The following is a 12,332-nucleotide window of genomic DNA, read 5'->3' on the forward strand; positions in this document are numbered from 1 at the left end:
GCGAGCAGCCGAACCGACTGGAGAATCCCCATGGCGACTGATCGCGGACTCATCTATCTCATCAAGCAGGTGGAACTCGGCGTGCGTCGCCCGTTCATGGAGGTCGTGAACGTGCACGGGATGAACTTCGCCCAGTACACGGCCCTTACCGTGCTGTTCCGGCTGCCGGGCCTCACCTCGTCCGAGCTCGCGCGTCGGTCGTTCGTGCGTGCTCAGACGATGGCGGAGACCATCACGGTGCTCATCGACGGCGGGCTCGTGCGCCGCGAGCCCGACCCCGACCACGGCCGCCAGATGCTGCTCTACATCACCGACGCCGGCATCGCCCGCATCAGCGCGATGGCCGACGACGTACGGGCCGTCGAGGACGACATGCTGCGGGAGTTGACCGACGAAGAGGTCGACCAGTTCAGGTCGTACCTGCGCCGCTGCCGGGATGCCCTGCGCTCGCCGTCTGCGAGGATCGGCACCGGCGAGCGCAGCGGCGCTTAGACCACGGCGGGTCAGACCGGAGCCCGGCCCGCCTCGCCGGCCTTGCGGAGCGCCCGCGAGATACCGTTCGCGGTGACCCGCACCAGGTGCACCATGTTCTTCTCGTCGACGTCATCGTGTCGCAACACGAGCGAGAGCGCCGCCACGACCGATCCGTCGGGCCCGAAGACCGGGGCCGCGACGCCGACGTGGTCGAGATCCATCTGCCGGTCGCTGATCGCGAACCCGTGGCTGCGCACCTCGGCGAGCACGCGGCGCAACTGCGCCGGATCGGTGTAGGTGTGCTCGGTGTAGCGCTTCAGGGGGCCGGCGAGCACCTCCTCGCGCACCTCGTCGGGCGCGTGGGCGAGGAGCACGAGGCCGATCGCGGTGACGTGCAGCGCGTACCGGCCGCCCACGCGCGGACGACCCCGACGGTACTGCGGGTTCTGGAAGCGTTCGACCGAGACGAGCTCGCTCCCCTCGCGCACGGCGAGCTGCACGTTGTAGTGCGTCGTCTCGTACAGGTCCTGCATGTAGGGCCGGGCGATGCGCTGCAGTCCCATCGACCTCGGGGCGAGCGACGCGACCTCCCAGAGCCGCAGTCCGATGCGGTACTTGCCCGCCTCGTCGCGCTCGAGCGCGCCCCAGTCGGCGAGGCGCTGGACGATCCGGTACGCGGTGGCGATCGGCACACCGGAATTGCGGCTCAGCTCCGAGAGCGACTGCCGCTCCCGGCCGCCGTGGAAGGTGCCGATGATCGCGAGGGCACGGCTGACGACCGACCGGGACGCCTCATCGTCGGCCGCGTCCTCCGCAATCGGATCCGTCACCTGACCGCTAGTGCCCCTCGCCCTCGGGCAGGATCACGTGGTCGAGCGAGTACGGCGTCGGCTCCAGCGCCTTGGACATGATCGCCTCCATCACCGGAAGCGGCACGAGGCAGTCGGCGCAGGCGTCCTCGCCGGCCGCGATCTCGACCACGACCTTCTCGTCGCCGGCATCCGACCAGCTCAACAGGTACCCGTCGGACGCGAGCATGTCGCGGAACTGCTGCAGTGCTTCATCCACGGCCGCAGGGCCGCCGATCGTGTCCGTCATCAGGACCTCCTCTTCACTCGTTCACGGTCCTCCGGCTTCACGCGGAACCCGTGGACCCACCTTCGTCACTCAAGCACGTCGGATGCGCCCTCCCCACCGAACCTTTCACCAGCCGGAAAGCTGTTCGTCTCAGCCGAACCCCCTGTCGGAGACTGACGAGGCCGGGGAGCTCCATCGCCCGGCATGGACGACGAGAGAGGAATCCCCGTGCGACAGGTGATCGTGGTCGGTTCTGGTCCTGCCGGGTACACGGCGGCGATCTACGCCGCGAGGGCGCGGCTGGCGCCGCTCGTGATCGCGAGCTCGGTGGAATTCGGTGGGGAGCTGATGAAGACCACCGAGGTGGAGAACTTCCCGGGATTCCCCGACGGCATCCAGGGTCCCGAGCTCATGATGAACATGCAGCGGCAGGCCGAGCGGTTCGGCGCCGAGATCGTCTACGACGACGTCGTGCGGCTGGAACTCGACGGCCCCGTCAAGCGCGTGCACCTCGGCAACGGCGACGTACACGAGGCGCTCGCCGTGATCTACGCCACCGGATCCGCCTACCGCATGCTCGGACTCGACGACGCGGCGCGACTGTCGGGCTACGGCGTCTCCTGGTGCGCCACGTGCGACGGCGCCTTCTTCCGCGACAAGCAGGTCGCCGTCGTGGGGGGCGGCGACTCCGCGATGGAGGAGGCCACCTTCCTCACCCGCTTCGCCGACACCGTGCACGTCATCCACCGCACCGACTCGCTGCGCGCCTCCGCCACCATGCAGCAACGCGCCCGGTCCAACCCGAAGATCCGGTTCCACTGGAACAAGCGGGTCGCGCACATCTACGGCGGCGACCTCGTGAGCGGCGTCGGGCTCGTCGACACGGTGGACGGATCCGAGGCGACCCTCGACCTCTCAGGTGTCTTCATCGCCATCGGCGCCGACCCCCGCACGCATCTCGTGCACGGGCAGCTCGACCTCACGGTCGAGGGCACCATCGCCGTCGAGGGACGCTCCTCCCGCACCAACCTCGCCGGGGTGTTCGCCGCGGGCGACGTCATCGACCCCACCTACAAGCAGGCCGCGACGGCCGCGGGCTCCGGCGTCGTGGCCGCGCTCGACGCGGAGCACTACCTCGCCTCCCTCCCCGACGACCTCGTGTCGGCCGCCGTCCGGCCGGCCGATGCCGAGACCGTCGACGCCTAGTCCCGCTCGTCCCCGTCCGTCCGTTCCACCCGTCTCGAAGGAGAACCCCGATGTCCACAGCCCGCGAGGTCACCGATGCGACGTTCGCCGACGAGGTGCTCGGCGCCGACACCCCCACGATGGTGGATTTCTGGGCGCCGTGGTGCGGCCCGTGCCGCGCCCTCTCGCCCATCCTCGACCAGATCGCGGCGGAGCACCCCGGCCGGCTCGACGTCGTCAAGGTGAACGTCGACGAGAACATGGAGACCGCACTGAAGTACCAGGTCACCTCGCTCCCGGCGATCTTCGTCTTCCGCGACGGCGAGGTCGTGAAGCGCATGACCGGAGCCAAGGGCAAGCCCGCGCTCGAGGCGGAACTCGTCGACTTCATCGGCTGAGGACGAGGTGGGATGCCGCGGGCCGACGTGGGCTCGCGGCATCCATCGGCACGCGGCATCCGGTCGCGGCATCCATCGGCTCGCGGCATCCGCTCCCCGGTCTCAGCCCATGCCCGCCTGCCGGCGCCGGAACTCGATCATGCGCGGATCGAGCCGCGGCTTGTCGTCGGCCAACGCGTGCGAGACGCGATTGGCCGTGGCGCGCACGAGGTCGACGAGCTTCATGGGATCGTCGCGTTCCGTGTAGTACACGACGCCCAGGGCCGTGTCGACGGTTCCATCGGGGTTGAAGATCGGCGCGGCCACCGAGCCGGCCCGCATCGACAGGAACCGGCTGGCGATGGCGAACCGGTTCCTCCGCACCTCCTCGAGTCTCGCCCGCAGCGTCGCCGCGTCGCCGATGCCCTCGGACGTGTACCGCCTCAGCGGTTCCTGCAGGTACTCGTCGACGCACGCCTCATCGGCGTGGGCGAGGAGCACGAGCCCGGTGGCCGCGACGTGCAGCCGGAGCCTGCCCCCGATCCGGCTCTCGCCGGTGACGTTCGGATGCGACCGCAGCACGTCGAGGTAGACGACGTCGCGGCCGTCGCGCACCGAGAGGTGCACGGTGAGCCCGGTGAGCCGATGCAGGTTGGCCAGATGCGGCAGCGCCCGTTCCCGGAGCCGCAGGGCCTGGGTCGACGAGGACGCCAGGTCGAGGATCTTCCGGCTCAGTCGGTAGCGCCCGTGGTCATCGAGTTCCAGGCCGCCCCACTCGAGCACCTCCTTCGCCAGGCGGTGGGTCGTCGTCAGCGACAGGTCGGCGTACCGGCTGATCTCCGACAGCGTCAGGGATCCGCCGCCGCGTGCGAAGGCACCGAGGAGGGCGAGCACTCGCGCGGCAGCCGTGCGCTTGCCCGGGTCGGGGTCGGAGGTCTCAGCCATGAGTCCCTGCCCATCAGGTTGCGTCTGAATGGTCGCCATGATCCAGCTCCTGTCTTCGCTGACAGCGCTTCCGAGTGCCGATGTCGTGTCGTGTCGTGTGGTGGGGGGTCGTGTGGGTGTGGTGCGGAGTGGTGTGGTGAGGGGAGCGAATACCTATGCGGAGAGGGGAGCGAGAGGGGCGGATTCGAGGCTCAGGAACGCGCGCGCGTTCCGGGAGGCGATGTTCTCGTAGTCCTCCGGCGCGAGGTCGAGTGCCTCGATCGTGTCGGCGAGCCGCGCCGGACGCGGCATCGCCGGGAAGTCCGTGCCGAGCACGACCCGGTCGGAACCGAGGTAGTCGACGACGAACCGCAGGCCACGCGGGTCGAAGACCATCGAGTCGTAGAAGAACCGGCGGGCGACGGCGCTCGGCGGCTCGGCCGATCGGGCGTCTTCGGGCTGCTGCGCCCAGAAGTGGTCGGCGCGCGCCAGCATGAGCGGCAGTCCGCCGGCGGCGTGGCTGAACAGCACATGGTCGAGTGAGCAGGTGTCGGCCATCCCGCCGAAGGCGAGGGATGTCGCACCCCGCGCGCCCTCGAGGCCCACGCCGATCGACGCGCGCAGCGAGGCGGGCAGGGCGACCTCGTCCATGCGCGGCATCGTGTGGATGAACACCGAGATGCCGAGGCGGTCGACCTCCTGGAAGAACTCGGTGAAGCGCGGGTCGCCGATCGGCACGCCGTTCACGTGCGACGCGACCTCGACGCCGCGCAGGCCCAGGGAGGGAAGGTGCGCGAGCTCCGCCGTGGCGAGCTCCGGGTCCTGCATGGGCACGATGCCCAGGCCATGGATGCGACCCTCGCCGTCGCGAACGTACCGGGCCATGACCTCGTTGACGTACCGGGCGATCGAGAGGCCGAGCACCGGAGCGACGGCGTAGTTCAGCAGCGGCGGCATCGGCGAGACGATCTCCTCGGCGACACCGGCGGCATCCATGGCCTCGATGCGTCGCTCGACGTCGAACCACACGTCCCGCGCACGGAAGTTCGTCGCGCCGAACATGAGCGTGCGGGCGGTGTCATGGTCGATGGCCTCCATGCGCGGGAAGCCATCCTCTCGGGGGAAGTCCTTCGGGATGATGTGCGCGTGCGCGTCGATGGTCACGTGTGCCTCCTGAGCTTTCACTCTCAGGCCACCTGCAACATCCGCGGGGTCGACTTTTCACCCTGCGGAAGGCGAATCCGCAGGCGTCAGCGCCCGACGCGTCCGAAGAGCCCGGCGATCGGCGCGAGCACCATGGGTCTCGCCGCGATCCACGCGGCCGCGATCAGCACGAGCGACCCGACGAACAGCCAGAAGCCGATCCAGTCGTTCGCGTCACGCGCCGTGTAGATGTGGTTCAGGTTGCGGAGCACGCCGGTGGTCAGCACGAGCGTGACGTGCACGACGATGAAGCCGACGAAGTACAGCATCACCGGGAAGTGCACGGCACGTGCCCACTCGACCGGGTAGATGCGGTTGAGGGCCGCGGCGTTCTTCGGCCACAGCCCCGACATGCGCACCCCGGTCAGCACCGCGAGGGGCGCGGCGATGAAGATGGTCGCGAAGTAGGCGAGCACCTGGAGGCTGTTGTAGTTGACCCAGCCGTTCTCGAGCGGCCAGTCGAGCGACGCGTACTGCAGGCCCGCCGAGATCGCGTTCGGAACGACCTCCCAGCTCGTGGGCACCACGCGCATCCATTGGCCGGTCGTGAACAGCAGCACCACGAACACCACGCCGTTCACGAACCACAGGATGTCGAGCGACTGGTGGAACCAGGCGTTGAGGCTGATCTTGCCCGCACCGCCCTTCGACCAGCGCGGGGTCCAGTACGCGGCCGGGCGCCGCTCGAGCCGAACCTGCAGGCCCGACCGGATGATCAGCACCATGAGGAAGACGTTGAAGAAGTGCTGCCAGCCGAGCCATGCCGGCAGGCCCACGGGGGCACCCTCGGGCAGGTGCGTCTCACCGGGGTAGGTCGCCATGAAGTCCTGCATGAAGTCGAGCCCGATGAACCAGCGGGTGAGCTGCACCACGATCGTGGCCGCACCGATGATCGCGAGGATTCCGATGACGGATGCCCCGACCCACTGCCTGAGCGTGAAGCGGCCGTACCGCTTCGCCTCGGTGGCCGCCGGCTCGGGGGCGGGCTGCTTCGCCGGCGGGGTCGGCGCCGGTGCCGGGGCGGCGGGCCTGGGTGCGGGCGCCGGCGTCGGAGCGGCGACCGCGGCGGCGACCGGCTCGGGCGTGCGCTCGGCCTCGGGCACGGGAGTGCTCGCCGGTGCTTCGGGCACCGCGGCTTCGGGGCGCGGCAGGCCACGGCGAACCGTCGGCTGGGCGGGCGTCTCGGCAACGGATGCCGCCGCAGCGGGCTGCTCGGACGGCGCCGGGGCTTCGGCGACCGCGGGCTCGGCGGCGGCCGGGGCCGACGCGGCCACCGGCGCGACGGCCGTGGTCGGGGGCCATGGCTCTCCCCCGGCGACGCGCGGCAGACCGCGGCGCAGGGTGCGTCCGCCGGTCGCGGCAGGCGCAGTCGCGGCGGGTGCGGCGACGGAGGGTACGGTTGGCGCGGGTGCGGTCGTCGCTTCGGCGGTCGCAGGCGGATGCTCCGTGGCCGGCGCTGCCGCGGCATCCGACGCCACTGTCGCAGCGACGGCCGGAACCTCACCGGACTCGGGCCACGGACGCCCGCCGGGCACGCGCGGCAGTCCGCTCCGAATGCGGCGACCACTCGACGCAGGAGCGACCACTGGGACCGCGGGAGCCGTCGGCGGCTCGACGCTCGCCGCGACCTCGGGCGCGACGTGAACAGGCGCCTCCATGGCCGCCTCCATCGGCGCCTCGACTCGCGCCGCGGTCACCTCGACGGGGGCGTCACCCGCCGGCGGCCACGCGTCACCGCCGCGTTCCCGCGGCAGTCCTCTGCGAAGGGTGCGCCCGTACGTCGCCACCGATCACTTCTTCCGCTCGGCGAGCGCGCTGATCAGCTGGGGCACGATGGTGAACACGTCGCCCACGACGCCGAAGTCGGCGACCTCGAAGATCGGCGCGTCGGGGTCCTTGTTCACCGCGACGATGGTCTTCGCGGTCTGCATGCCGGCGCGATGCTGGATCGCACCCGAGATGCCGAGCGCGATGTACAGCTGCGGCGACACCGAGACCCCGGTCTGGCCGACCTGGTGGGTCTGCGGAATGTAGCCCGCGTCGACGGCGGCACGCGAGGCCCCGACCGCCGCGCCGAGCGTGTCGGCGAGCTGCTCGACGAGCGCGAAGTTCTCGGCCGAGCCGAGCCCGCGGCCGCCCGAGACGACCTTCGTCGCACCCTTGAGCTCGGGCCTCGTCGAGGTCGCCGTGACGGCCTCGAACGAGTCGATCGTGGCGGCCGCCTTGCCCGACGGCGTCGCGTCGAGCGCCTCGAGGGCGACCGGCTTGGCCTCGGCGCGAGTCTCGACGGCGCCCTCGCGCACGGTCACCACGAGCGGGCCGAACGTCGCCGCCGAGTCGACGTTGTAGGCGCCGCCGTAGACCGAGTGGTGGGCGACGACGCCCTCCTCGTCGCGGGAGAGGCCGACGGCGTCGATCGCGAGCGCGGCGTTCGTGCGTGCGGCGAAGCGGCCCGCGACGTCGCGTCCCTCCATGGAGTTCGAGATGAGCACGGCGTCGGGTGCCACCGTCGCGGCGGCCGCGGCGAGCGCGTCGGCGATCGGCACGGTGAGCTGCGTGGACGCGGCGTCGGTCTCGACGGTCAGCACCCGTTCGGCACCGGCGGCGGCGGCCTGCTCGGCGAGCGCCTGCGCCTGGCCGGGCGCGGTCACGGCGAGCGCGACCGGGGTGCCGATGAGCGACGCGGCGCCGAGGAGTCCCGCGGCGCTCTTGGCGAGTTCGCCCGTCGGGGTCGCCTCGAGGAGCACGAGGATCGAGTCTGCTGCGTAGTCGGTCATGTCGTCCTCTCAGGCCAGGCGGTTCTCGATGAGGAACTCGGCGATCTTCACGCCGGCGTCGCCTTCGTCGGTGATCTTCACGCCGGCCGAACGCGGCGGCTTCTCGGCGATCGCGGTCATGATGGATGCCGCGGCCGTGAGGTCCTGCGGGTCGATGCCGACGTCGGCGGCGGAGAGGGTCTCGAACGGCTTCTTCTTCGCCGCCATGATGCCCTTGAAGTTCGGGAAGCGGGCGTCGGGCAGCGCCTCGGTGATGGAGATCACGGCTGGCAGCTTCGCGCTGAGCCGCATCGTGCCGTCGTCGGTGTCGCGAGTGCCCGAGACCGAATCGGCGGCGATCTCGACCGACGACAGGGCGGTCAGGTTCGGCACCTCGAGCAGCTCGGCGAGCATCGCCGGGAGCACCCCACCGCTCCCGTCGGTCGAGAGGTTGCCGGTGACGACGAGGTCGAATCCGGCCGTGCGGATCGCGGCGGCGAGCGTGCGGGCGGTGAGGCCCAGGTCGGCGCCGGCCAGGCCGGGGTCGGCGACCTGCACGGCGGATGCCGCGCCCATCGCGAGTCCCTTGCGGATCGTCGTCGCGGCGCGCTCGGGGGCCATCGACATGACCACGACCTCGGCCTCGTTCGCGTCGGCGTACGACAGGGCCACCTCGAGGGCGCGCTCGCCGATCTCGTCGAGCACCGCCTCGCTGGCGGCGCGATCGGCCAGCCCCGTCTCGAGGTCGAGCTTGCGCTCCCCGTACGTGTCGGGGACCTCCTTCACGAGGACGATGATCTTCATCAGGCTCGCGTCCTTTCCCTCACGCGGCAAGCGGCCCCGCTCGCCGCACCTAGTTAATCATGCTTAACCCAGATCGTGACGTCGAGGGTCGCGCTCACCGCGCCCCGTGCACCAGGTTCCGGCCGACGATCAACCGCATTATCTCGTTGGTGCCCTCGAGGATCTGGTGCACCCTGAGGTCGCGCACCACGCGCTCGATGCCGTACTCGCGCAGGTAGCCGTAGCCGCCGTGGAGTTGCAGCGCCGAGTTCGCGACGCCGAACGCGGCATCCGTCGCGTACCGCTTCGCCATCGCGCACGCGGCGACGACGTCGGATGCCCCCTCGTCGAGCTTGTTCGCGGCGCGCTGCAGCAGCGCCCGCGCGGCCTGCAATTCGGTCTCCATGTCGGCGAGCGTGAACACGACGGACTGGTTGCTGGCGAGCGGGGCACCGAACGTCTCACGCTCGTGGACATAGCGGATGGCGCGGTCGAGCGTCCACTGCGCGCCGCCGACCGAGCAGGCGCCGATGTTGATGCGGCCGCCGTTGAGCCCGCGCATGGCGATGCCGAATCCGTCGCCCTCGGCGCCCAGCCGGTTCGCGACCGGCACCCGCACGTCGTCGAGGATGACCTGCCGGGTGGGCTGGGCGTGCCAGCCCATCTTCTCCTCGTTGCGTCCGAATCCGAGGCCCGGGGTGCCGTCTGGCACGACGATCGCGCTGATCCCGCGGGCTCCCGGCTCCCCCGTGCGCGCCATGACGATGTAGACGGCGGATGCCCCGGCACCCGACACGAACTGCTTGACGCCGTTGATGACGTAGTCGTCGCCGTCGCGTCGGGCCGAGGTCGTGATGGCCGTGGCATCCGACCCCGCTCCCGGCTCGGTGAGGCAGTAGCTGCCGAGATCGGTCATCGCGGCCAGGCCGGGCACCCACCGCCGGCGCTGCTCGTCGTCGCCGAACGTGTCGATCATCCACGCGACCATGTTGTGGATCGAGATGTACGCGGCGATGGTCGTGTCGCCCTTGGCGAGCTCCTCGAACATCGCCACCGCGTCGAGCCGCGACAGGCCCGACCCGCCGACGTCCTCCCGCACGTAGATGCCGCCGAGGCCCAGCAGCCCGGCGCGCCGCAGCGTGTCGACGGGGAAGTGATGGTCGGCGTCCCAGCGCTCGGCGTTGGGCGCGAGTTCCGCGGCGGCGAACTCGCGCACCGCATCGATGAGGGCGTCGTGCTCTTCGGTCATGGTCCCGTACGGGTCGGTGCCCCGCCGGGTCGGCGAAGCTCGATGCTTCCTTGATACCGGATGTCGCGGCCGGGGCGACACAGTGGACCGGAGGTTCCGCAGAACGACGCGCCGAGAGCCGCCCGGCTCAGGCCGACGACGCGGCCCGTTCCTCGGCGAGCTGGATCGCCCACGCGGCGTTGACGAGCCCCAGGTGGCTGAACGCCTGCGGGAAGTTGCCGAGCTGCTCCCCCGTGTCGGCATCGACCTCCTCGGCGAGGAGCCCGACGTCGTTGACGTGCTCGATCGCCCGTTCGAACACCGCCCGGGCCTCCGCCACCCGATCGCTCTGCGCGAGCACCTGGGCGAGCCAGAACGTGCAGAGCAGGAAGCTCCCCTCGTGTCCCTCGAGACCGTCGATGTCGGAGCCGGTGCGGTATCGGATCACCAGTTCGCGGTCGTCGGTGAGCCGGTCGATGATCGCGTCGACCGTGGCCTGGATCCGCGGGTCGGTCGCGGGCAGGAAGCCGACGATCGGGAGCATGAGGGCCGAGGCGTCGAGGTCGGGCGAGCCGAACGACTGGGTGAACGCACCGGCCTCTGCGTTCCAGCCCTCCTCGAGGATCGCGGCGCGGATCAGCTCCGCGGTGCGCTGCCACCCCTCGACCCGGTGCGACGCGTCGAGTCGGTCGGCGAGTGCGATCGCCCGGTCGAGCGCGACCCAGCACATGAGCTTCGAGTACAGGAAGTGACGCGGTTCGCCGCGGATCTCCCAGATGCCGTTGTCGGGGAGTTGCCACTGGTCGGATGCCGCATCGGCGAGCGCGATCAGGAACCGCTGCGTCGACGGGGTCAGCGCGGCCAGTTGGCCGCGCAACAGGTAGGCGGCGTCGAGGAGTTCGCCGTACACGTCGAGTTGGGGCTGATCCCACGCGCCGTTCCCGACGCGCACCGGCGCGCTCCCACGCCAGCCCGACAGGTGCGGGAGGCTCCGCTCGGTGAGGTCGTGCTCGCCGCCCACGCCGAACATGATCTGCAGGTGCCGCTCCGGCAGCGAGCTCGCGCCCGCCGTCGTCATGAAGTCGAAGAACTCGTGCGCCTCGTCGGGGCACGCGGCGACCCAGAGCGCCTGCATCGTGAAGCTGGCGTCGCGCACCCAGGAGTAGCGGTAGTCCCAGTTCCGCTCGCCGCCCACCACCTCGGGGAGCGAGGTCGTGGCCGCGGCGACGATCGCGCCCGTCGGTTGGTAGCTCAGTGCCTGCAGCACGCGGCCCGAGTGCCGGACCAGATCCTCCCACGGTCCGCGGTAGGCCTGGTGGATGTCGGACCAGGCCCGCCAGGCATCGATCGTGGCAGCCAGCGCAGCCTCGACCGCCACCTCGGAATACGCCGGCGGCGCCGCCACGCCGATGCTCGCGAACTGCAGCGCGAACGCCGCGGACTCGCCCGCCTCGAGGGTGAACCGCGCAGTCACGGCGCCGGCCGACACGGTCGCCGGGAGGGTCGTCGAGAGGGTGAGTCGCGCGGGCCCGCCCCGCACGACGACCCCGCCGGCGACGGCGTCGAACACCGGGACGACGAGCCCGTAGTCCGGCCGCGGCCGGAAGTCCATCGCCAGATCCACCCGCCCGCTCGTGCAGCGCACCGTCCGGAGCAGGGTGTGCGGCGCCCGCTCGCCGAGCCGATGCGGATCACTCGTGGTGCCGACCTCCATCGCCTCCGTGATCTCGAAGACCCCGGTGGCGGTTCGGTACGTGCTTCGGAGCACCATCGTGCCGTCGAGGTATTCGCGGGCGACCGCGGCATCCGCTCCACTGTCGGGCCGGATCCACCAGTGGCCGCCGCCGTCGTCGAGCAGCGACGCGAACGCCGACTCGCTGTCGAACCGGGGAAAGCACAACCACGCGACGCAGCCATCGTTCGTCACCACCGCGGCGGAGTGCCGGTCGGAGAGGAGTGCGTGATCGCTGATCGCGAGGGTGCTCATGTCCTGTTCACGGTACCGATCCTGCAACGACGCCGGAGGTGATGCAGGTCACCGTGGCCGCCGCACGCGGGGCGCAGTCCGCGCGCGGGCACCGTCGGCACGACGTCACTCTGCGCGCGGGTCGGGGACGTCCACGTCGCCGCCCCATTGGAGGAAGGTGTTGCTCGTCGTCGTCGTGATGCCGCCGAATGAGCCGGTGCCCATTGCATACGCTCCGAGGTGATCCGGTCGGAGGTACAGCTGCACGTCGCTCAACGCGACGCCCATGATCGTCATCGGGGTGTCGGTCCCGGGGTTCCAAGCCGGGAGGCGCGTAGATCTCTCCGAAGCCCCACGCA

At 70.9% G+C, this 12,332-nt stretch carries 13 protein-coding genes; 3 read left to right on the forward strand and 10 right to left on the reverse strand.

The genetic code is table 11. From position 1 onward, the window contains the following. Window positions 1-30 precede the first annotated feature (30 nt). Window positions 31-492, forward strand: coding sequence for a MarR family transcriptional regulator (locus tag EZM51_RS18135; protein ID WP_136709721.1), 462 nt, complete (start codon window positions 31-33; stop codon window positions 490-492). Between the two features lie 11 nt (window positions 493-503). On the opposite strand, the gene EZM51_RS18140 is transcribed toward EZM51_RS18135, so the two are convergent. Further along, entirely contained in the window at window positions 504-1,304 is an 801-nt protein-coding gene (locus tag EZM51_RS18140; RefSeq protein WP_211195978.1) for an IclR family transcriptional regulator, read from the reverse strand. Between the two features lie 7 nt (window positions 1,305-1,311). After that, window positions 1,312-1,572, reverse strand: a complete 261-nt coding sequence (locus EZM51_RS18145) for a hypothetical protein (protein ID WP_136709722.1) — start codon at window positions 1,570-1,572, stop codon at window positions 1,312-1,314. 207 nt (window positions 1,573-1,779) lie between these two features. On the opposite strand from EZM51_RS18145, the gene trxB reads away from it, so the two are divergent. Then, on the forward strand, window positions 1,780-2,757 hold the full coding sequence (gene trxB, locus EZM51_RS18150) for a thioredoxin-disulfide reductase (protein WP_136709723.1): 978 nt from the start codon (window positions 1,780-1,782) through the stop codon (window positions 2,755-2,757). A 50-nt stretch (window positions 2,758-2,807) separates the two neighbouring features. After that, a complete protein-coding gene (gene trxA, locus EZM51_RS18155) occupies window positions 2,808-3,134 on the forward strand; it encodes a thioredoxin (protein WP_136709724.1) in 327 nt (108 codons plus the stop codon). Between the two features lie 102 nt (window positions 3,135-3,236). Here the strand turns inward: trxA and EZM51_RS18160 are convergent, their stop codons facing one another. From EZM51_RS18160 to EZM51_RS20700, 8 genes are all read right to left on the reverse strand, one after another. Continuing rightward, window positions 3,237-4,097 (reverse strand): IclR family transcriptional regulator, encoded by an 861-nt coding sequence (locus EZM51_RS18160; protein ID WP_136709725.1) that lies wholly within the window; start codon window positions 4,095-4,097, stop codon window positions 3,237-3,239. A 114-nt stretch (window positions 4,098-4,211) separates the two neighbouring features. Beyond that, on the reverse strand, window positions 4,212-5,201 hold the full coding sequence (locus EZM51_RS18165) for an amidohydrolase family protein (protein ID WP_136709726.1): 990 nt from the start codon (window positions 5,199-5,201) through the stop codon (window positions 4,212-4,214). Between the two features lie 86 nt (window positions 5,202-5,287). Next, window positions 5,288-7,027, reverse strand: coding sequence for a cytochrome b/b6 domain-containing protein (locus EZM51_RS18170; protein ID WP_136709727.1), 1,740 nt, complete (start codon window positions 7,025-7,027; stop codon window positions 5,288-5,290). 3 nt (window positions 7,028-7,030) lie between these two features. Continuing rightward, entirely contained in the window at window positions 7,031-8,017 is a 987-nt protein-coding gene (locus EZM51_RS18175) for an electron transfer flavoprotein subunit alpha/FixB family protein (protein ID WP_136709728.1), read from the reverse strand. Window positions 8,018-8,026: 9 nt separating this feature from the next. Continuing rightward, window positions 8,027-8,800: an electron transfer flavoprotein subunit beta/FixA family protein gene (locus EZM51_RS18180; RefSeq protein WP_136709729.1), complete on the reverse strand. Its 774-nt coding sequence runs from the start codon at window positions 8,798-8,800 to the stop codon at window positions 8,027-8,029. Between the two features lie 94 nt (window positions 8,801-8,894). Then, window positions 8,895-10,028: an acyl-CoA dehydrogenase family protein gene (locus tag EZM51_RS18185; RefSeq protein WP_136709730.1), complete on the reverse strand. Its 1,134-nt coding sequence runs from the start codon at window positions 10,026-10,028 to the stop codon at window positions 8,895-8,897. 127 nt (window positions 10,029-10,155) lie between these two features. Continuing rightward, the gene (locus EZM51_RS18190; protein ID WP_136709731.1) at window positions 10,156-11,994 is read right to left on the reverse strand and encodes a glycoside hydrolase family 15 protein; all 1,839 of its coding nucleotides are present in this window, start codon (window positions 11,992-11,994) and stop codon (window positions 10,156-10,158) included. A gap of 105 nt (window positions 11,995-12,099) precedes the next feature. Continuing rightward, window positions 12,100-12,270 carry a hypothetical protein gene (locus EZM51_RS20700; RefSeq protein WP_169053983.1) on the reverse strand — a complete coding sequence of 57 codons (171 nt, stop codon included), beginning with the start codon at window positions 12,268-12,270 and terminating at the stop codon, window positions 12,100-12,102. Window positions 12,271-12,332: the final 62 nt, after the last annotated feature.

The organism is Agromyces sp. H66, assembly GCF_004959775.1.
Taxonomy (GTDB): Bacteria; Actinomycetota; Actinomycetes; order Actinomycetales; family Microbacteriaceae; genus Agromyces.